The sequence below is a fragment of the Methylobacterium sp. Leaf89 genome (assembly GCF_001422215.1).
In the GTDB taxonomy this organism is placed as follows: domain Bacteria; phylum Pseudomonadota; class Alphaproteobacteria; order Rhizobiales; family Beijerinckiaceae; genus Methylobacterium.
On the sequence record NZ_LMML01000010.1, the window covers coordinates 84,337 to 103,288 of the forward strand.

General features: G+C 66.4%; 16 protein-coding genes. 8 read left to right on the forward strand and 8 right to left on the reverse strand.

Annotation, left to right across the window (positions count from 1 at the left end; all coding sequences use genetic code 11):
* Positions 1-6 precede the first annotated feature (6 nt).
* Entirely contained in the window at positions 7-309 is a 303-nt protein-coding gene (locus ASF18_RS05515) for an MmcQ/YjbR family DNA-binding protein (protein WP_244472588.1), read from the reverse strand.
* Positions 310-548: 239 nt separating this feature from the next.
* Here ASF18_RS05515 and ASF18_RS05520 point away from each other — a divergent pair, with 239 nt between their 5' ends.
* The 3 genes from ASF18_RS05520 to ASF18_RS05530 all read left to right on the forward strand — a co-directional run bounded on the left by ASF18_RS05520 (position 549) and on the right by ASF18_RS05530 (position 3,598).
* On the forward strand, positions 549-1,418 hold the full coding sequence (locus ASF18_RS05520; RefSeq protein WP_056350035.1) for an outer membrane beta-barrel protein: 870 nt from the start codon (positions 549-551) through the stop codon (positions 1,416-1,418).
* A gap of 256 nt (positions 1,419-1,674) precedes the next feature.
* Positions 1,675-2,529, forward strand: a complete 855-nt coding sequence (locus ASF18_RS05525) for an outer membrane beta-barrel protein (RefSeq protein ID WP_200917513.1) — start codon at positions 1,675-1,677, stop codon at positions 2,527-2,529.
* Positions 2,530-2,677: 148 nt separating this feature from the next.
* Positions 2,678-3,598, forward strand: coding sequence for an outer membrane beta-barrel protein (locus ASF18_RS05530; protein WP_056350037.1), 921 nt, complete (start codon positions 2,678-2,680; stop codon positions 3,596-3,598).
* Positions 3,599-3,945: 347 nt separating this feature from the next.
* On the opposite strand, the gene ASF18_RS05535 is transcribed toward ASF18_RS05530, so the two are convergent.
* A complete protein-coding gene (locus ASF18_RS05535; protein ID WP_055950293.1) occupies positions 3,946-4,494 on the reverse strand; it encodes an HNH endonuclease in 549 nt (182 codons plus the stop codon).
* A gap of 576 nt (positions 4,495-5,070) precedes the next feature.
* Between ASF18_RS05535 and ASF18_RS05540 the strand changes: the two genes are divergently transcribed.
* Entirely contained in the window at positions 5,071-7,743 is a 2,673-nt protein-coding gene (locus ASF18_RS05540; protein WP_082487118.1) for a DUF3772 domain-containing protein, read from the forward strand.
* Positions 7,744-7,803: 60 nt separating this feature from the next.
* Positions 7,804-8,274, forward strand: coding sequence for a CAP domain-containing protein (locus ASF18_RS05545; protein WP_056350038.1), 471 nt, complete (start codon positions 7,804-7,806; stop codon positions 8,272-8,274).
* Positions 8,275-8,473: 199 nt separating this feature from the next.
* Here ASF18_RS05545 and ASF18_RS05550 read toward each other — a convergent pair whose 3' ends face one another.
* Together ASF18_RS05550 and ASF18_RS05555 are read right to left on the reverse strand one after the other, a co-directional pair.
* Positions 8,474-9,307 carry a flagellar motor protein MotB gene (locus ASF18_RS05550; protein WP_056271697.1) on the reverse strand — a complete coding sequence of 278 codons (834 nt, stop codon included), beginning with the start codon at positions 9,305-9,307 and terminating at the stop codon, positions 8,474-8,476.
* 33 nt (positions 9,308-9,340) lie between these two features.
* Positions 9,341-10,114 carry a MotA/TolQ/ExbB proton channel family protein gene (locus ASF18_RS05555; RefSeq protein ID WP_056221112.1) on the reverse strand — a complete coding sequence of 258 codons (774 nt, stop codon included), beginning with the start codon at positions 10,112-10,114 and terminating at the stop codon, positions 9,341-9,343.
* A 248-nt stretch (positions 10,115-10,362) separates the two neighbouring features.
* Between ASF18_RS05555 and ASF18_RS05560 the strand changes: the two genes are divergently transcribed.
* Positions 10,363-12,138: a glucan ABC transporter ATP-binding protein/ permease gene (locus ASF18_RS05560; protein ID WP_056350040.1), complete on the forward strand. Its 1,776-nt coding sequence runs from the start codon at positions 10,363-10,365 to the stop codon at positions 12,136-12,138.
* A gap of 170 nt (positions 12,139-12,308) precedes the next feature.
* On the opposite strand, the gene ASF18_RS05565 is transcribed toward ASF18_RS05560, so the two are convergent.
* Entirely contained in the window at positions 12,309-13,133 is an 825-nt protein-coding gene (locus tag ASF18_RS05565) for a transglutaminase family protein (protein ID WP_056350042.1), read from the reverse strand.
* 133 nt (positions 13,134-13,266) lie between these two features.
* Positions 13,267-14,151: a YihY/virulence factor BrkB family protein gene (locus tag ASF18_RS05570; protein WP_056350045.1), complete on the reverse strand. Its 885-nt coding sequence runs from the start codon at positions 14,149-14,151 to the stop codon at positions 13,267-13,269.
* A gap of 140 nt (positions 14,152-14,291) precedes the next feature.
* Here ASF18_RS05570 and ASF18_RS05575 point away from each other — a divergent pair, with 140 nt between their 5' ends.
* Both ASF18_RS05575 and ASF18_RS05580 read left to right on the forward strand, forming a co-directional pair.
* Positions 14,292-15,164, forward strand: coding sequence for a DMT family transporter (locus ASF18_RS05575; protein WP_056350120.1), 873 nt, complete (start codon positions 14,292-14,294; stop codon positions 15,162-15,164).
* A gap of 213 nt (positions 15,165-15,377) precedes the next feature.
* Positions 15,378-17,060 carry an acyl-CoA dehydrogenase family protein gene (locus ASF18_RS05580; protein ID WP_056350047.1) on the forward strand — a complete coding sequence of 561 codons (1,683 nt, stop codon included), beginning with the start codon at positions 15,378-15,380 and terminating at the stop codon, positions 17,058-17,060.
* An 83-nt stretch (positions 17,061-17,143) separates the two neighbouring features.
* Here ASF18_RS05580 and ASF18_RS05585 read toward each other — a convergent pair whose 3' ends face one another.
* Both ASF18_RS05585 and ASF18_RS05590 read right to left on the reverse strand, forming a co-directional pair.
* The gene (locus tag ASF18_RS05585) at positions 17,144-17,326 is read right to left on the reverse strand and encodes a hypothetical protein (protein ID WP_056221130.1); all 183 of its coding nucleotides are present in this window, start codon (positions 17,324-17,326) and stop codon (positions 17,144-17,146) included.
* A gap of 211 nt (positions 17,327-17,537) precedes the next feature.
* Positions 17,538-18,812, reverse strand: a complete 1,275-nt coding sequence (locus tag ASF18_RS05590) for a glycosyltransferase family 4 protein (RefSeq protein WP_056350049.1) — start codon at positions 18,810-18,812, stop codon at positions 17,538-17,540.
* Between the last annotated feature and the right edge of the window lie 140 nt (positions 18,813-18,952).

Consider the following 18,952-nt stretch of genomic DNA (forward strand, 5'->3'; position numbering starts at 1 on the left):
GAGACCTTAGATCTGATCGTAAGCCGCAGGTGCGACCTCTCGCCAGGCGGCCAGGAGAGCTGCGGCCAGCATGTCCTCATCCGCCTCCCAAAGGGTGAGACAAGTCCAGCCGCGCCGACCCCAAGCGCCGTCCACCGCTTCGAAGAGATCGGGCTCGGCCTCGATCCACTCGGCCTGCAGCGTTCGCGAGAGGCGCAGAACCAACCGTTCCTCTTCCACCCACAGCGTCGCGAAGATCCGCCCAAGAACCCGAAAGTCCGGGTGTCCGTTGTGCGCCCCCTCGGTTACTTCAGGAAGTGCCCCGGCCAAGCGGCGAACATCCTCTGGTCTGCTGGGCACGGGCAGTGTTTCCCTGTCGCTTAAATTTCTACTCAAAACGAGCGTGCATTCCGCCGTAATCACGGACCAAGCGTTGTGTGACAGCCGTCAACGCATCCGCAAGGATAAGATTTAACGTTAAATCCGATTTAACTCTTGGATCCCATGATGTCCCCGTCATCCCGCCGGCATTTCAGGCTTCCGGCACACGGTCGATTGAAGGACATCCGATGCGCCGCACCAAGCTGTCTGCCTTGGCGCGCTCGATCACGCTCTTTGCGAGCGTGGCAGCGCCCTGCCTCGCCCAAGCGGCGGATCTGCTTCCGCCCCTGCCGCCCGAGCCGCTGCCCCCGCCCGTTGAGATCGGCGGCGGCTGGTACCTGCGCGGCGACGTCGGCGTTGGCGCAGCCAGCGTGGGCGCCATCTCGACCACGGTCCTGAAGGGATCGCTGCCGGACGGGTACCGATACGACCAGAAGGCCATCGAAAGCCAATTCTTCGCCGGCGGCGGTGTCGGCTATCAGTTCGGCGCTTACTTCCACGGCGATATCACGGCCGAGTACCGCGGCGGCGGCAAGCTGACCTTCCAGGACAGCTATGGAGCGGATTGCCGCTCGGATGGGTGCCGCGGGGTCAACGCGTATCAGGCCAACTTGGCGTCCGTCGTCGTAATGGCGAACGGCTACATTGATCTCGGCACCTGGTATGGCGTGACGCCCTTCGTCGGCGGCGGCGTCGGCACTGCGTTCCACGACTTTTCCGGATTCAACGATCGCGGCTTCGGCAACGCGACCGGCGGGTATGGATTCGCGAAGGACAAACATTCGAACACGCTGGCCTGGGCGGCTATGGCCGGTCTCGCCTACAGCGTGACGCCCAATTTGAAGCTGGAACTCGGCTATCGCTACCTCAATCTGGGTGACGTGCGCTCGGGTGTCGTGAACTGCATCAACCAGGATTGCGGTGGCGCGGTCTACAAGGTGAAGGAGGTCACCTCCCACGACGTCCGGATCGGTATGCGCTGGCTGCTTGGTGGCATCGTCGCCCCTGCAGTCGCCGAGTATCAGCCCGAGCCGGCCCCGTTGGTTCGCAAATACTGACGGAGGCGTGCCCTGCTGGGTGGCTCCCCCCAGCAGGGACAGAGACCGGATGGATCCGAAGGCCGAAGACGCGGGGTGCCGCGTCCTCGGCCTTCGTCCGTTTCCGGGCGTCGGCGATCATCAAAAACCCCGTTGCGACAAAGCGTTAGGGTTAAGTCCTCTCTAACGGTTCCGCTCTAAAGTGCGGCGTTGCGTGATCCGAGGCGTGCCGCGCGCCCCTTCGATCGCTTCAAATCGTTCAGCGTTCGAGAGTGTCATGGCCGCATCCACGTTCCGGTTCGTCACGGCCTTCGGGCTGATGCTCGCTGCTCAAGGGCTAGCGCCCACCGCCTCGGCGGCGGATCTTCGCCCCCTGCCACCACCGCCACCGGCCCCGGTCGCCATTGGGGAGGGGTGGTACCTCCGGGTCGACGCGACGGTCAGCGATTATGCCCGTCCCCATGATGCGACCCCAGCGCCGGCCGACGGAAGCCCCCTCAATCCCCTCACGCGCCTGAATCTGGAGACGGTTCCCGGCTATGGCGGCGGCGTCGGCTACCGCATCAACAACTGGCTGCGCGTGGACGCCACGATCGATCAGCGGATGCCCGCCCGCTACAGCGCCTATTCGTCGGGCTCGGGCTTCGTGACGGGCTACAACATCGAATCCGCTCAGCTCGACGTCCTCACCGGATTGGTGAACATCTATGCCGACCTCGGGACCTGGTGGGGCCTGACGCCTTATATTGGCGGGGGCATCGGCTTCGCCGATAAGCATCTCGGCAAGGCCTACACCCAGACGACCTGCATCCTGGAAGCCTGCGACGGCAATGCGGGCACCGGCTTGCGCGACGTTGTGCGGCGCCCGAGCCGCTCGGTCGCTTCATTGGCCTGGGCCCTCACAGGCGGCGTGTCCTACGAGATCGGCGCCGGCCTGAGCCTCGACACCAGCTATCGCTACGTCGATCTCGGCCGCGCCAAGACAGGGCTCGACACCTACGGCTTCGATTCGCGCCTGAAGGACCTCGCCTCGCATGAGGTCCGCGTCGGCCTGCGCTACCGCTTCGCCGGCGGTCCGGCGAGCCTCCCCGGCCTCCCCGGTGCGAGCTGGAACCGAAATCCCTACGAATAAGGGACCCGGCCCGGCGAGCGCCTCGCCGCCGGGCTCCTTACCGTTCCCGCGAAGGACAGGGCAACGGAGCGTTAAGGTTACTCAAGTAAAACCGAACCATAGGCTCAGCCATCTGACCCATCGGGCTTACGCCCTGAGGACGACATCGATGCGTACCGTTTCCCTCGCGCTCCTGACCGGTTTCACTGTCGGAATCGTCGTGCCGGCGTGGGGCGCGGACCTTGATTACGGCATCCTGCGCGGCTCCGACTACGAACCCGAAGTCCAGATCATCGACTGGAACGGCGTCTATTTCGGTGGACACGGCGGGTACTCGTCAGCGACCGCCGGCTTCAAGAACGCCTACACGCCGCTGGTGTCGAACGCCTTGCGCTACTCCACCGCAGAAACGACCTTCAACGCCTCCAGCCTGCTTGCGTCCCGCGGTGGCAATATGGAGGGGGCCAGCTACGGCGCCTTCGCGGGCTTCAACTACCAGTTCGACGAGACCGTGATCGGCTTTGAGGCCGACTATACGCGGTTCGACCGGACAGCCTCGACGCGGGACAGTCTCAGCCGGTTCAAGGTCGGATCCGACGGTTACCTGGAGACGGTCTCGCTGACCGGTGCCGCGACCGCGCGGATCGAGGATTACGGCACGATCCGCGCCCGCGGCGGCTACGCGATCGGGAACTTCCTGCCCTACGTTACGGGCGGCCTTGCCATCGGCCGGGTCCATACCGAGCAATCCGTCGCGATTCAGGATTACGGCTACGACACCATCGCCTACAAGGCCAACCAAGCTCTGACGACGGGCAATCCCGTGGCGGTCAAGAACTTCGGCTACACAGCGAACGGCTTCGACCCGAACAACCCGGAATCCGGAACTCCGGCCACCCAGGTGGTCCGCACTGCCAAGACCAAGACCATGGGCGGCTTCGTCCTTGGTGGCGGCCTGGAGTTCGCCCTGACGAGCAACATCCTCCTGCGTGGCGAATATCAGTACGTCATGCTCAACGACTTCCAGCAGAGTGCCGCGAACCGGATCGCCATCAGCACCGTGCGGGCCGGCGCCGCCGTGAAATTCTGAAGGCCCTTAAGCGATCGCTCGCTCTTTTCTTTTACGGTCGTCCGCGCGGCGACCACGCCGCCGCCGGGAGTTCGTTCATGCGTCGCCACATTTTACTCGGCAGCGCCGCGGCCTTATTCGCGAGCGCTGCGGCCTCGTTCGTGGGAGCAGCGCCCGCTCACGCAGGCGGTGAACCCGGCCGGGGCGACCGGCGCCCGCTCCTCCCGCCGCACATCGCCTACCGGGATCCGGTCTACGTTGCCCCGCGACGCCCGGTCGTCCTGATTCCCGTCCGTCGCGTGCCGCGCTCTCTCGCACTACCGCTCTACAATGAGCCTCCGCCGCGCTTCCAGGCGCTCTGACCGCACTTAGGTCTCCAACTCGGTGTCCCAGTAGAGATAATCGAGCCAAGTGTGGTGATACTCCCGGTGATCGAACTCCGGCTGGCGACGGTGCAGTTCGTGCCGTGTCGGCCGGTGCGGCTCGTGGAGCAGAGGCATGTCCGCCTCTGCCGGGGTGCGATTGGCCTTGCGCAGATTGCAGGGGGAACAGGCCGCGACGACGTTCTCCCAGCTCGACAGGCCGCCGCGGGACCGGGGCACGACATGGTCGAAGGTTAGGCCTCCCGCCGGAAGGCGCAGGCCGCAATACTGACAGGAAAAAGTGTCTCGCAGGTAGATGTTGTAGCGGGTGAAGGCCGGGCTACGTGCCAGCGTCACATAGCTCTTCAGGGCAACGACGCTGGGCACGCGCAGCGAGCGAGACGGGGACCTAGCCTCGACGTCGTAGCTGGCCACCAGCGTGACTCGATCGAGGAACAATGCGGTGAAGGCATCCTTCCAGCACCACAAGGAGAGCGGATTATAAGAGAGCGGCCGATAATCCGCATTCAGTACGAGCGTTTGAAGATCCAGCATCGGCGCTACCCTCTCGACGGGTCAACAGCGGGACAATGCGCGGAGGTCGGTGGGCGCATCGTCCCAGGTTGGTGAAAGATCAAACATCTCCGCGTCTCGGAGCGTCTTGGCGCAGGCGGAAATGGGGGTAGGGCCCAGCCGCTCGACAAGCGCCGAGGAGGGGCGGGGGAGCCAGGCATTGGCCAAAAGCCGTCGCATCGGGCGGGAACGCCCGGTTCGTGGCGACGCACATCGGCGCGGATGGTCGTCGCCACCTCCTCGCACGGGAACGAAAAGGCCAAGTCCATCGGGATTTAGTCTAATATCAGCGTGACACGCTTGTGAAGGTCACCCCCGCTCTCCACGAGGTCGCGCCCACGGATCGGCGATCCGTACCGATCGGCTGCCTGTATCTGCCGCACCGTCAGCCTTTCGCCCCATTGCTCGGCGATGGGGCGGTTTCCGGTCGCTCCCCGTGCTTCCGAGTGGTGCAGGTTCTACCCGTCCAGTTCGGGCATGCGGGTTGCCAGTGGCCCGACGAGGCGAGGCGCGACAGCGCGCCAGAACCGCGCGACGGCGCAGCGCGAAAGGATCATCATGGGTGGTATCCCGAGAGGCCAGACGACCCGAGGCACCCGAGGTGCGGCACTGATCGCCGCTTGGCTGGGTGTCCTCGTCCTGGCTCCTGCGGGCGCAGTGGGGCAGGGCACGCCCACGGCGCCGCCCGCCGCGGCCCCGACGAAGGCTGCCCCGGCCCCTGCGCCAGCAGCCCCCGCAGATAGCAAGCCGGCCCCCAAAGCGGCGGCCCCGAAGCCGGCCGTTTCGGAGCAGATCCAAAACGTCCGCGACCAGCTCGACAGCGCCAAGGCGGATCTGGAGCAGCGCGAAAAAATCCTCACCGGACCGAATATCGGGAGCGGCGACCTGACCCGCGCCCGCGAAGGCATCGAGGTGATCGCGGACAAGATCCGTCACGTCATCGACATCACCACCCCGCGCCTCGATGCGGCCCGCGAGCGGCTGACACAGCTCGGTCCGAAGCCGAAGGACGGTGAGGAGGGCGAGGACGTGGCGCGCGAGCGGACGGAGCGCGAGCACGCCGTCGCGGAGATCGACGAGACCCAGCGACTTGCCCGCTCCCTCCTGGTCCAGAGTGACCAGATCGTCGATCAGGTCTCAAACCGCCGTCGCGCGGCCTTCACTCGCGGCCTGTTCGAGCGATCGACCGCCCTCGTGAATCCCGACCTGTGGATGAGGATCGCGGCCGACATCCCACGCGACGGACGCGCCTTGCAAGGCGCTGTGGAGGATACGGCGGCCCTGTTCGCCCGCAACGGCACCATCGGAAACCTGCTGCTGCTCGGGATCGCCTTCGGTATCTCGATCGCCCTGTATTTCGGGCGTCGCAACATCGCCCCACGCCTCGGCCGGCGCGATGCCAAGGCCGTCGACCCCTCGCAACGCCGGAAGCTCCTCGCGGCCTGGCGCGTGTTCCTCCTCGGCACCATCCCGGCGTTCATCGGCAGCTACGCGGTCTATTACGCCCTCGATGCCACCGATCTCCTACCCCTGCGCCTGTTGCCGGTGGCGGGCGCCATCCTCGGTGGCCTCGCCTTCATCGCCTTCGTGGAGGCCCTGGCCGACGCGCTGCTCTCACCCGACAAGCCGTCCTGGCGCGTCGCGACCATGAGCGACGCCGCCGCTGCGCGGGTGACCCGTCTGGCCGTCGGCATCGCCATCGTCATCACAGTGGTCAAGTCGATCGAGGCCCTGAACTCGGGGATCTCGGCGGCGCTGCCCATCTCCATCGCCACGCGCGGCATCGGCGCGCTCGCCACAGCGCTGATCCTCGCCATCGGACTGCATCGCTTCGCCGATTCGGCCGAGCAGGAGGAGGCGTGTTTCGGCCCCTACGTGGCGCCGGAGGCGACCACCGGGATCGGCGGCCCGGCGCGGCTTCTCGGCTGGGCGGCGGTGGTGGTCATCGCCATCGCCCCCCTCGTCGGCTACGTGGCCTTCGCGGCCTTCGTCATCGACCAGCTCGTCTGGACGGCGGGGCTCTTCGTCCTGCTGTTCCTGCTGATCTCCAGCGCCGACACCTTCATCGGGGGGACGCTCTGCGACGACACCAAGATCGCCACCGCGCTCCAGGCCAATACCGGCTTGCGCAAGCGCTCGATCAATCAGATCGCCGTGCTGGCGACCGGCCTCGCGCGAGTGGTACTGGTCCTCGTGGCCGCGCTGCTTGCCCTGGCGCCCTGGGGCCTCGACTCGACCGACGTGTTCAGCTCGGTTCGCAGCGCTTTCTTCGGCTTCAAGGTCGGCGACGTCACGATCTCGCTCTCCACGATCGCGCTCGCCATCGGTCTCCTGCTCCTCGGCATGGCAGTGACGCGGGCGATCCAGCGCTGGCTCGAACAGACCTACCTGCCGGCCACCGACCTCGACGCAGGCCTGCGCAATTCGATCTCGACGATCGCGGGCTATATCGGCTTCCTACTAACCCTGGCGCTGGCCTTCTCCTACCTGGGCCTGAGCCTGGAGAAACTCACCATCGTGGCCGGTGCCCTCTCGGTCGGTATCGGCTTCGGTCTCCAATCCATCGTCAACAATTTCGTCTCAGGCCTGCTTCTTCTCTGGGAGCGCCCGATCCGCGTCGGCGATCAGGTCCTGATCGGAGACAGCGAAGGCATCGTGAAACGCATCTCGGTGCGTTCCACCGAGATTCAGACCTTCGACCGCTCGGCTGTGATCGTGCCGAACTCGAACCTGATCTCCGGTATTGTGAAGAACCGGGTCCGTGGCGATCGGACCGGCCGCGTCAGCATCACGGTCAGCGTTCTGCGCAACCAGGACCCCGTTCACGCGGCCGAACTCCTGATGGGCTGCGCTCAAGCCCAACCGGACGTGCTGAAGGAACCGCCGCCCCGCGTCGTCTTCCGCAAGATCGGCGATCCCTTCCTGGAATTCGAGCTGATCGTCATGATCGTCGACGTCAGTCTTGGCTTGAAAGTGCAGAACGATTTGAACCTTACGGTCTTTCAGACCTTGTCGCAGGCTGGAATGATCCCCGCCCTCGGGCCGGGGTCCAGCGTGGTCACGGTGCAAGGCTTGGATTCTTTCCAGAGCGCCGTAGGGCAGATCGCCAGCGCGTTCGCCCAACCGCAACGCTCCGGAGACCAAACCGCGCCGCAGCGCGTTGAGGACCGGCTCGACGAGGCCGAGCCGATGCGCTCCGCGGAGGCGGGGAGGCGGCGCGCGGGGAGCTGACACGGTGCGTAGGGAGACCGAGGCGTGGGGCGGAGGACGGTACTAATTTTCGGAGCCGGCATGATGGCCGGCGGTCTGGCTCTGCTCACCGGCTGCGCTACCCCGGAGCCTGTAAATTCTACGCTTCCCAGCCTCTACTGGCCGATGACGACGCAGTCGGCGCAGGTCGATACGGCGACTGCACGTGACATGATCTCGGCCTACCGCGCGCGAAACGGCGCAGGGCCCCTGCGCCTTGATCCTGAATTGCAGAAGCTGGCGGAGGCGGAGGCGGCCTCCATGGCCGCCGCCGATCGACCGAGCCGGGCTCAGACCGTCAAGAATGCCGTCGAGCGGCTCGGCTTCGAGTCAGCAGAGGCCAACCTGTCGGCCGGGTATCACACCTTGGCCGAGGCGTTCTCCGGGTGGCGCGATAGTCCGGCACACAACGCAGCGATGCTTGCGCCCGGTGTGCAGCGTATGGGCATCGCCACCGCCTACGCACCAAGATCGAAGTACAAGGTCTATTGGGCCCTCCTATTGGCACAGTAGGCTTTATCCAGGGATAGCCTGTCCCGGCCGGAAGCTGGCACAGCCACCGGACGTCAGACTGCGAGCGCGTTTTCCGGGGGGTGGGGGGAGGGAGGCCTCCCCGGATGGCTGGGCGAGAAAAACTTTTCCGTTGCCGATGACGCCTCTCGATCGAGCCAGCCGTCAGGCCGGACGGTGCACGAGGCGCAGGCTCGGCGGCTCAGGGAAAGTTCTTCATGCGAGGCGTCGGTGACGTTTCGCTGAGGAGCGTCACCGTCACCCGGCGATTGGCCGGGAGGTAGGGATTGTCCGGAAACAGCGGCTCCGTATCGGCTTTCCCGGTCACGGATGCGAAACGGTCATCGGGTACGCCGCTGCCGGCCAGGATCTCGCGCACGCTGATCGCGCGATTGGCCGAAAGCTCCCAAGGCGGAGCGAGAAGTCGCGTTCCGGGTCTCTCCGTCGCAGTGTAGCCCGTGATGGCGATGCGATTAGGCATCTTGCGCAAGGTCCCGGCGATCCGCTCCAAGAGGCGTCGGGTACGGGCATTGGGCCGACTCGATCCATCGGGGAACATCGAGGCGCCATCCTGGTCGACGATCGACACGTCGATCCCGCGTTGCGAGGGGGCGACGATGATGTTCTTCGACAGCTCGGCGACCTCGGGCATGTCCTGCAACGCCTGACGCAGACTCGCTGCCGCGAGACCGGCGCCGTCCGGGTAGCCCTTGTCCGGCATACCCTCGTCAACGTTCCCGTCGACCGCGGGCGGGGTGGTGTGATCGGAGGCAAGGTCAGGGGGAATGTCGCGCTTGTACTTGACCTTGTCGGCGTGGGCGAGGCCGTCCTTCTCGATGATGCCAGCAAAGCGCGACTCCTTGTTGACGCCGAACGCGTCGCGCATGGAGCCGGCCACCGCCTGCATCTTCTTCTGGTCCTGGGTCGAATAGGCGGCGATCATCACGAAGAAGCTCATGAGAAGCGCCATCAGGTCGGCGAAGGTCACGAACCAGCCGTGGCCGCCATGCGCGCCGCCGCGCTTCTTTTTAGCCATCGGCGCCGTCGCGCGTGATGCGGGTGCGCGCCATCACGCCGGCTCGGCCACGAGTTCGTCGCGGTGGTTGTGCGGGAGGTAGGCGATGAGCATCTCGCGCACCAGGGAGGAGCTCTTGGCGTCGCGGATGAGCAGGATGCCGTCGATGATAAGCGAGCGCGACACATCCTCCTCCTCCAGCTTCACGTGGAGTTTGTCGGCGAGCGGCAGGGTGATCATGTTGGCGATCAGGGCGCCGTAGAGGGTGGCGAGGAGGGCAGTCGCCATAGCCGGGCCCAGCTTCGAGGGGTCCGACATGTTGGCGAACATCGTCACCATGCCGAGGATGGTTCCGATCATGCCCCAGGCCGGGGCGCAGTCGCCGAAGGCGCGGTAGATCTTCGAGCCTTCGTCGAGGTGCATGAGGAAGTTGTCGCGGTCGCGCTCCATGGTGTCCCGGATGAACTCGCGGTCATAACCATCAGCGATGTAGCGTGCCCCTTGGGCCAGGAAGGGATCGGAGATCTCCATGTTTTCCAAGGCCATCGGGCCGGACTTCCGCACCACGTCGGCTATCTTGGTGATCTCCTCGATGAGGTCGCGTGGCTTGATGGCGCGCATCGAGAAGGCGTAGCGCAGGCCCATCGGGAGCCCGTGCATCATCGTCGAGAAGGGGAAGCGCATCATCGTCGCGGCGGTGGCGCCGCCAAAGATGACGATGACGGCGTGCTTGTCGAAATAGGCGGCAAAGTTGCCGCCGTCGATCATGATCAGGACGAAGACGACGGCGAAGCCGCCGACGAGGCCGATACCGGTTGCGAGATCCATGATCACTCGAGCCTGTGCGGCTGCCCGCATGCCGCGTTGGCGCCGCACGACGAGGCGCCGTCCCCACCGTTACGGATTCAGGTTGAACGAACCGTAAAAAACACCGCCGGACTCTGGCCAAACCCGAGGGGTTCGCGTCATGCACCGTTCAGGGAGCGCTCCGCATAAGGCACGCAACGCCAAGGATTTGGCGGCCTCCGCCGGGACGCGTTCGCGCAACCCGGTCAGGGATCGGAGCACACGGTATCATGTCGTTGGTTCGTCTTTACGTACGGGTCATGGGTCTTCTGGGCTCCGACCGCCGTCTGGCGGCGGTCCTGGCCTGCGCCAATGTGGCCCTGGCGGTGGCGGCGTTCGCCGAGCCGCTTCTGATGGGCCGCATCATCGACCAGCTCACCCACCTCAAGAGCAGCACCAACGCCTTCACGACGCTGGCGCCCCTGATCGGCGCCTGGGTGGCCTTCGGCCTGTTCACCATCGCGGCCGGCGTGACGATCGCCCTGCACGCGGACCGGCTGGCCCACCGCAACCGTTTGACCGCCATGGCCAACTACTTCGAGCACGTGCTCGAGCTGCCGCTCGCCTTCCACTCCTCGAACCATTCCGGTCGCGTCCTGAAGGCGATGCTGGAGGGCTCAAACGGCATGTTCTGGCTCTGGCTCGGCTTTTTCCGCGATCACTTCGTGGCCTTCGTCTCCCTGATCGTCCTTCTGCCGATGACCCTGTTCGTGAACTGGCAGCTCGGCTCGATCCTGGTTGTGCTCGTGCTGGCCTTCACGACCCTGACCACGATGGTCATGCGTCGTACCGAGACCCTGCAGGGCCGGGTCGAGGCCTACCAGTCGGGCCTGGCCGAGCACGCTTCGGACGCGCTGGGTAACGTCGCCGTCATCCAATCCTTTACCCGTGCCAAGGCCGAGAAGGACGCGATGCACGACATCATCCGCAACCTGCTCGCCGCGCAGATCCCGGTTCTGTCCTGGTGGGCGCTTGCCAACGTTGCCACCCGCGCCTCCGCGACCCTGACCATGACGGCGATCTTCATCACCGGCATCGCCCTGCACCAGCACGGTCAGGCCAGCGTCGGCGAGGTCGTGGCCTTCATGAGCCTCGCGACCATGCTGGTCTCGCGCCTCGACCAGGTTGCGACCTGCATCAACGGCCTGTTCCAGCAGATGCCCAAGATCGACGAGTTCTTCGAAATCCTGGACACCACACCAGCGGTCCACGACCGTCCGGGTGCCCAGCACGTCACGCGCTTCGACGGTGAGGTCGCTTTTGAAGGCGTCGGCTTCTCGTACAACGCTCGCCGCAAGGCATTGGAAGATGTTTCCTTCATAGCCCGGGCTGGCGAGACGATCGCCCTGGTCGGCACCACCGGTTCGGGCAAGTCGACCACGCTCGGCCTTCTGCACCGCGCCTTCGACCCGGACCACGGCGCCATCCGCATCGACGGCAGCGATATCCGCGACATCGGACTGTCCAGCCTGCGCCACAACATCGGTGTTGTGTTCCAAGAGCCGATGCTGTTCGCCCGCTCGATCCGCGAGAACCTGCAGGTCGGCCGCCCGGACGCCACCGATGCCGAGATGCTCGACGCCCTGGAGCGGGCTCAGGCCACCGAGTTCATGGCCCGCCAAGCCGACGGCCTCGATACGGTGATCGGCGAGCGCGGACGCTCGCTCTCCGGCGGCGAGCGCCAGCGCCTCTCCATCGCCCGCGCGCTCCTCAAGAACCCGCCGGTGCTGATCCTCGACGAAGCCACCTCGGCCCTCGATGCCACCACTGAGCGCAAGCTGCAGGGTGCCCTGGAGGCCGTGATGGAAGGTCGCACCACCTTCGTCATCGCCCACCGCCTGGCGACGATCCGTAACGCCGACCGCATCCTCGTCTTTCATGAGGGCCGGATCGTCGAATCGGGCAGCTTCGACGAGCTCGTCGCTCAGAACGGACGCTTCGCCGATCTCGCGCGAGCCCAGTTCATGGCGGGGTCCGAGCCGCAAGGCATGCCGCTCGCGGCGTGATCCGCGCAGCGCAAATCAACAGCCAAAAGCCCTCGCCGGTTCTTGGACGAGGGCTTTTGGTTGTCTTGCCAAGGACTTAGACGGCACCCTGAAAGTTATGGCTTCACGCTGCGCTTGCGTCTGAACGGTATCCGCGTCCCGCTCGATGCGGCGTCTTCAGGTGCAGGCGATCAATCCGCCGCGGCGGACGTCGCGCCGTCCTCCGCCCAAACCCGGAACTTCGTCAGGCGGTTCGGTCCGAAGGTATGGGTCAGGGGCACGTCCGCCGCATCGCGCCCACGGGCCACCAGGATCCGGCCTCGGCGCGGAGCATTGTTGCGCGGGTCGAAGACGTGCCAGGCGCCACCGAGATAGACCTCCGTCCAGGCGGCGAAGTCCCCCGGGGCATGCGGCTCGGGCTCGCCGATGAAGCTGAGATAGCCGGTGCAGTAGCGGGTTGGGATATTCAGGGCCCGGCAGAAGGCGACGAACAGGTGAGCATAGTCGCGACACACGCCGCGCCGACTTGCGAAGGCATCGGCAGCGGTGCGGTCGACGTGGGCATACCCATAGCCGAAGGTGATGTGTCCGTGGACGTAGTCGCAGATCGCCTGCACCCGCGACCAGCCGGGCTCGAGGTCCCCGAACAGCCGCCAGGCCTCGCTCGAGAGGAGATCGGATTCGCAGTAGCGGCTCGCTACGAGGAACGGCAGCGCCTCTTCCGGCAGATCCTCGACCGCGTGCTCCTCGGCTTCCGGCACCACCGGATCGAGGGCGCCGTCGTCCTCCGTCTCCGCATGCACGCTCAGGGTCAGGGCACCGGCGGGAGCCATGAAGCGCACGGTCCGATTGCCGAAGACATCGCGGAAGGTGCGCAGGGGCAGCGGTGGATCGAGGGTGAGCACGTCCGGCGGTACGGCAGCCAAGCCGTTCACCGGATAGGAGTTCAGGCGGGCGATGACGGGCGTCGGCTGCGGAAAATCATAGCCCATCTTGCAACCGAACCTGATCAGCATCGAAGCTCTCCCGGGCCGGCCGCCGCGCCGCCGCTTGCGCCATCACTGCCCGTGCCCGAACCGGGACACTAGGCCGCCAGGGTCACAGGCGGATGTCATCGCGCGCCCTGCGCGCAGATGAAGCAGTACAGACTCAGAGCTCCCGAGCCCGGGCCTGCTTCTCCTGCATCCGCGCCTGAAGCCGCACGCGTCGCGCTGCAATGACGGTGCCATTGATCTCGCCACCGAACAGGAACATCGCGGCCAGCCAATACAGGAAGACCAGGAACACCATCGCGGTGGCGAGGCCGCCATAAGTGGAGGCGTAGGCGTTGGAGAAGCGGTCGAGGTAGTAGCCGAAACCGAGGCCGGCCAGGAACCACAGCAGCAAGGTCACCGCGATTCCGGGGACCACCGCCAGGACGGAGCGGCGCCCTGTCGCAACAAACTTATGAGCGATCACGAGTACGGTGAGGAGCAGGAAGGCCGTGATTCCGATCCGTCCGATCGCGACGGTCAGGCTGAGGGGCTCGAGCCCCGGCGCCACGTTGATGACTTTGCGCCAGATCAGGGGGCCAAGCACCACCAAGAGGGCGAAGGCCAGCATGGCGAAGGCACCGCAGACAACATAGCCGATGGATTCGAGACGCGTCAGCCACCAGGGCCGTACCTCGCGCAGGCCGTAGGCACGGTTCAACCCGACCCGCAGGCTCTCGACCCCAGAGGAGGAGAAGTAAAGCGCCAGCAAGGCACCCAGGGTCAGCACGCCTCCGCGCTGCTCGGTCAGCACCCGGTGCACCTCATTGACGATGGGCTTGGCCACTTCGCGCGGCCAGGCATCGAAGATGAGGACGCTGGCCTCGTCGGCGAGCGACTTCGTGCCGAACAGACCAGCCAGGGCGGCGAGAAGGATGAGAAACGGAAACAGCGCGGTCAGGCTCGAGAGGGCGATGTGGCTGGCGATGGCCCAGCCGTCATGGGCGACGAAACGCTGGGCGGCGACGCCTGCGATCTCGAAAGGTTTGCGGAGACGTCTCACGGGGCGGGGGTTCGTCCTCGAACGGGGCAGGCGGGCGTGTCTTCTAAACGTCACGCGACCGGTTCGCGCAACGTGCTGTGCGCGAGGCGGCGCTCTACCCGCTTGAATTTATCGCGACCCTGTGATGCGTGGCCGCCATCATGCCCGCGCCCGCTCCGTTCCTCGTCCCCGCCCTGTTCGTTCTGATCTGGGCGACGGGCTTCGTCGCGGCCCGCTTCGTGGCTCCCCATGCCGAGGCCTTCACCTTCGTGGCAATCCGGGTCGTTGCCGTCGCGCTGGTGCTGGCGACCCTGGCACTCCTGCTCCGAGCTCGCTGGCCACGCGACCGCACCGGCTGGCTCCATGCCGCGTTCGCCGGCGTGCTGATGCAGGGGGTTTACGTCATCGGCGTGTTCTGGTCGGTGCAGCATGGCTTGCCGTCCGGCATCGCTGCCCTCGTTGGCAGCCTGCAGCCCCTGTTGACCGCGAGCCTGGCAGGTCGCGTCCTTGGGGAGTCCGTGAGCCGGCGGCGCTGGCTCGGTATCGGCATCGGCTTTTCCGGTGCGCTTCTCGTCCTGGCACCGAAGATCGGCGCCTCGGATCCTGCCGGCATCCCGGTTCCGGCCCTGACTGCTTGCCTCTTCGCGATGGTGGCGATGACCGGCGGAACCCTCTGGCAGAAGCGACATGGGGCTGGTGCGGATCTCCTCAGCAATGCCGCCATTCAGTTCGCGGGCGCCGTACTCCTTGCCGTTCCAATCGCCCTCCTGTTCGGAACGGGTGGATTCGATGCTTCCACGCCCCTCTGGCTCGGCCTTGCCTGGTCGGTCCTCGTCAACTCCGTCGGTGGCATCCTCCTGCTTCTGATGCTGATTAAGCGCGGCGCCGTGGCGGGTGTCGCGTCGCTGTTGTTCCTGGTACCGCCGGTCTCGGCCGTCATGGCGTACCTCCTGTTCGGAGAGTCGCTCGCGCCGGTCCAGATGGGTGGCATGGCCATCGCTACCCTCGGTGTCGCTCTGGCCAGTCGCGGATGAGCCCCCGCCGGTGCGGCGGTGACTTTTTCTTTGAGAAGCATCTCAATAAAATTCATCACCCCTTGGTTAGGAAAGAGAAATCAGGGTTTTTCACGCCCACGGATAATGAATTCAGGCGGGATAGTGCCGCAGTGCGGCGAGACGCCTCTACAGCCGTGACAAACCTGCCTATAATGGACTGCAAAGTATCGTTCCTTTGCCAGCGAGTTTGCCATGTCAGCCTCTCCCGTCGTCTCGACTGAACCGCAGGATCTCGTGACTTTGGCCCGTGAGGCCGCCGAGGCCGCGAAGGGTCTCGTCGCCGAGGCCACGCGGCGCGTGCGCGCCACGATCCTGTCGGACGAGGGCAAGATCTCGGCCGAGAAGATGGAGACCCAGCAGCACGCCACGCATGGTCTCGCCTGGATCGCGACCTATGCCGAGGGCGTGCGTGAGCTCGGCGCGTACGCGCAGCGTCTGACGGAGAGTGGAGAGTTCGGCGAGACCGAGAGCCTCCTCGTCCGGATCGGTCTCGGCGAGTACCTCGACCAGATGTTCTCGGGCATTCCGATGAGCCAGGGCGAGATGGTGCGGCCGACAGGCTCCCTCGGCCTTGGCGCGCGCGAGGTCGCCAAGTTCCGCATCGAAGCGGTGGAGACCCTGATCGCCGAGGGTAACACCCCCGAGAACCGGGCTGCCCTCGTGGCCCGGATCCGTGACAACGGCGGCTCGGCCACCATCGGCAAGTCCGGTCTCGACGAGGACATGGAGGCGATCCGCTCCGAGATGCGTCGCTTCGGCCTCGCCGAGGTCGTGCCGCACGCGCACGAGTGGCACAGCCAGAACGCCTACATCCCGATGGAGATCGTCACCAAGATGGCCGAGCTCGGCGTCTTCGGCCTGACGATCCCGGAGGAGTACGGCGGCATGGGCCTGCCGAAGATCTCCATGTGCGTGGTCTCCGAGGAGTTGTCGCGCGCCTATATCGGCGTCGGCTCCCTCGGCACCCGCTCGGAGATCGCCGCCGAGCTGATCCTGTGCGGCGGCACCGAAGAGCAGAAGCATCGCTTCCTGCCCAGCATCGCCTCGGGCGACACCCTGCCGACCGCCGTGTTCACCGAGCCGAACACGGGCTCCGATCTCGCGAGCCTGCGCACCAAGGCGGTCAAGGACGGCGACGTCTGGAAGATCTCGGGCAACAAGACCTGGATCACGCACCCCGTGCGCGCCGACATCATGACCTGTCTCGTGCGCACCAAGCCGGAGGAGAAGGGCCACAAGGGTCTGTCGCTCCTCATCGCCGAGAAGCCGCGCGGCACCGACGCAGAGCCGTTCCCGGTCCAGGGCTTGTCCGGTGGCGAGATCCATGTGCTCGGCTACCGCGGCATGAAGGAGTACGAACTCGCCTTCGACAACTTCGAGGTCCCTGCCGGCAACCTCCTCGGCGAGGTCGAGGGCAAGGGCTTCGCCCAACTGATGCAGACCTTCGAATCCGCGCGCATCCAGACGGCGGCGCGGGCCATCGGTGTGGCGCAGAACGCCCTCGACCTTGGTCTGCGCTACGCCGAGGACCGGGTGCAGTTCGGCAAGGCGCTGATCAACTTCCCCCGCGTGGCCGACAAGATCGCCATGATGGCCGTGGAGATCAACATCGCCCGCCAGCTCACATACTTCTCGGCTCGCGAGAAGGACGAGGGCAAGCGCTGCGATCTCGAGGCCGGCATGGCCAAGCTTCTGGGCGCCCGCGTGGCCTGGGCGGCGGCCGACAACGCTCTGCAGATCCATGGCGGCAACGGCTTTGCGCTCGAATACGCCGTGAGCCGCGTGCTCTGCGACGCGCGCATCCTCTCGATCTTCGAGGGTGCCGCCGAGATCCAGGCGCAGGTCATCGCCCGCCGCCTGCTCGAAGCCGCCTGAGCCTCGCACTCCGACGCCGGAACGCCGGGGCGATCCGACGCCCCGGCGTTCCGGTATTCAAAGAGGGTGTCGTCGAGGTCGCGCTACTTGGTCACCTTCACCGAGACGGGATCGCTCGACGGGAAGGTCTCCTCCAGCGCCTCGTCGAGGCGCGCGTCGAGTTCGCCCTTCTGGTTCTCGGGGCGGTTCTTGTCCGACCCCTTCGGGGCGGCCTGGCCCGTGGTGGAGATCGTGTCGCTCTCCGGTGTCTTCTGGTGATCGGCCATGCGGGCACTCCTTCGGTTCGGGGATTCAGCGCCTTCTTCGGCACATCGTCCGAAACAACGCCGGGGGCGCGTGGGGTTTCCATGGGGGAACCGGGCCCGATGACCGGATCGGTCCACCCAAGGGTCGACAGGCCGGCCAGAACGCCCACCCGGGTCTGAGACATCCCGTATCGGGCCATTCCATCGCGGTCGATGGATCTCGGCCGCTGTCTCAGGATACGGCCGGAAGCTGAGAGCGCGTGGCGACGCGGCCGGCCGGCGCGCCCGCGGTTCGGGCCTCGCGCAGGACGAAGTCGTAGACCTGCGTGAGCCGGTCGAGATGCGCATCCGACGTCAGCGGTGCCGCCCAGTAGCGCTCGTAGGCCGCCCGGCTCATGCGCTCGGCGAGGCCGTCGTCGGAGAGTCGCACGAGATGCGCGGCGAGCGAGTCCGGGTCGCCGGAGCGGAACCAGAAGCCGGTCTCGCCGTCCTCCACCGCCTCCCGGCCGGCACAGGCGTCGCTGACGATCACCGGCGCGCCGCAGGCGAGGGCCTCGTAGACCGTGAGGGGCTGTCCCTCGTACCAGACGCTCGGAAAGACGAGGGCGCGGGCCTGCCGCATCAGGGCCTGGACGCCGGCCTCGTCGCGCCAGCCCAGCATCACGGCCTCGGGATAGCGCGCCGCGAGGTCGGCGCGGGCCGGCCCGTCCCCGACGAAGACCGGGCGAACGCCGGCGCGGCGGGCCGCCTCGGCGAAGATCGGCGCGCCCTTCTCGGTGGAGATGCGCCCGACGAAGAGGAAATCGCCCGGCGCCCCGGAGCGGAGGGGCGCGTTGGCCACCGCGATCGGGTTGTCGACCCGGTGGAAGTGGGTCGCGCTCGGCAGATGCGGGGCGACGACCCGTTCCTGCAGGGCGCTGAGGGTGACGATGTGCGGGAACAGGGCCTTAAGGCCGGCCACGTGCTCGAGAGCGAGGTGGCGCACCACCCGCAGGAGCTTGCGCGGGTAGCTGCGGGCGTCGCAGTTCGTGGTCAGGCAGCCCGGGGACATCGGCGTGCGGTGGCAGATCCGGGCGGCCGGATACTCGTAGAAGCCGCCGTTCGGGCACACGAGGAAGAACTCGTGCATCGTATAGAGCAGCGCAAGTCCGGACGCCGCGAGGCTGCGCCCGATCGAGGGCGAGAGCGCCTTGGCGAAGGCGTGGACGTGGACCACGGTGTCGCGCGGGTCGAGACCGCGCAGTTCCTCCGCCAGGCGCCGGGCGGCCGGACGGTTCCAGATCGCCTGCGCGGCGAAGGCGAGCTTGTTCCGGGTCGTGCCGATGTCGTCCTGGCCGAGGCAGACCACGCGGATGCCGGCCGCCTCCAGGCGAGGGTCGGCGGGGCCGACGGCGGCGAACACCGTGACGCTGTGGCCGCGGGCACGCAGCCCGAGGCCGGCATCCAGGGCCACCTTGGCCTGTCCGCCGTTGATGAAGGCGTGGTCCACGACAAGGACGAGGTGCATGGTGAACTGTCCCGGCCAACGACGAGGTCTTCCCCGATCTTTACCGAACGTACGTTGATCTCCGGTAAATCCCGGTTCTTGCGGTGGTCGTCGGGTCGTCCGCTGCGAATTCCTCAGGCATCGGCACAGTCTCGGACCTC

What these genes read in the sequence shown, in the direction of transcription:
- ASF18_RS05520 (WP_056350035.1), top strand. Translation starts at nt 549, where the DNA reads ATGCGCCGCACCAAGCTGTCTGCCTTGGCGCGCTCGATCACGCTCTTT.
- ASF18_RS05525 (WP_200917513.1), top strand. Translation starts at nt 1,675, where the DNA reads ATGGCCGCATCCACGTTCCGGTTCGTCACGGCCTTCGGGCTGATGCTC.
- ASF18_RS05530 (WP_056350037.1), top strand. Translation starts at nt 2,678, where the DNA reads ATGCGTACCGTTTCCCTCGCGCTCCTGACCGGTTTCACTGTCGGAATC.
- ASF18_RS05535 (WP_055950293.1), bottom strand. Translation starts at nt 4,494, where the DNA reads ATGCTGGATCTTCAAACGCTCGTACTGAATGCGGATTATCGGCCGCTC.
- ASF18_RS05540 (WP_082487118.1), top strand. Translation starts at nt 5,071, where the DNA reads ATGGGTGGTATCCCGAGAGGCCAGACGACCCGAGGCACCCGAGGTGCG.
- ASF18_RS05545 (WP_056350038.1), top strand. Translation starts at nt 7,804, where the DNA reads ATGATGGCCGGCGGTCTGGCTCTGCTCACCGGCTGCGCTACCCCGGAG.
- ASF18_RS05550 (WP_056271697.1), bottom strand. Translation starts at nt 9,307, where the DNA reads ATGGCTAAAAAGAAGCGCGGCGGCGCGCATGGCGGCCACGGCTGGTTC.
- ASF18_RS05555 (WP_056221112.1), bottom strand. Translation starts at nt 10,114, where the DNA reads ATGGATCTCGCAACCGGTATCGGCCTCGTCGGCGGCTTCGCCGTCGTC.
- ASF18_RS05560 (WP_056350040.1), top strand. Translation starts at nt 10,363, where the DNA reads ATGTCGTTGGTTCGTCTTTACGTACGGGTCATGGGTCTTCTGGGCTCC.
- ASF18_RS05565 (WP_056350042.1), bottom strand. Translation starts at nt 13,133, where the DNA reads ATGCTGATCAGGTTCGGTTGCAAGATGGGCTATGATTTTCCGCAGCCG.
- ASF18_RS05575 (WP_056350120.1), top strand. Translation starts at nt 14,292, where the DNA reads ATGCCCGCGCCCGCTCCGTTCCTCGTCCCCGCCCTGTTCGTTCTGATC.
- ASF18_RS05580 (WP_056350047.1), top strand. Translation starts at nt 15,378, where the DNA reads ATGTCAGCCTCTCCCGTCGTCTCGACTGAACCGCAGGATCTCGTGACT.
- ASF18_RS05585 (WP_056221130.1), bottom strand. Translation starts at nt 17,326, where the DNA reads ATGGCCGATCACCAGAAGACACCGGAGAGCGACACGATCTCCACCACG.
- ASF18_RS05590 (WP_056350049.1), bottom strand. Translation starts at nt 18,812, where the DNA reads ATGCACCTCGTCCTTGTCGTGGACCACGCCTTCATCAACGGCGGACAG.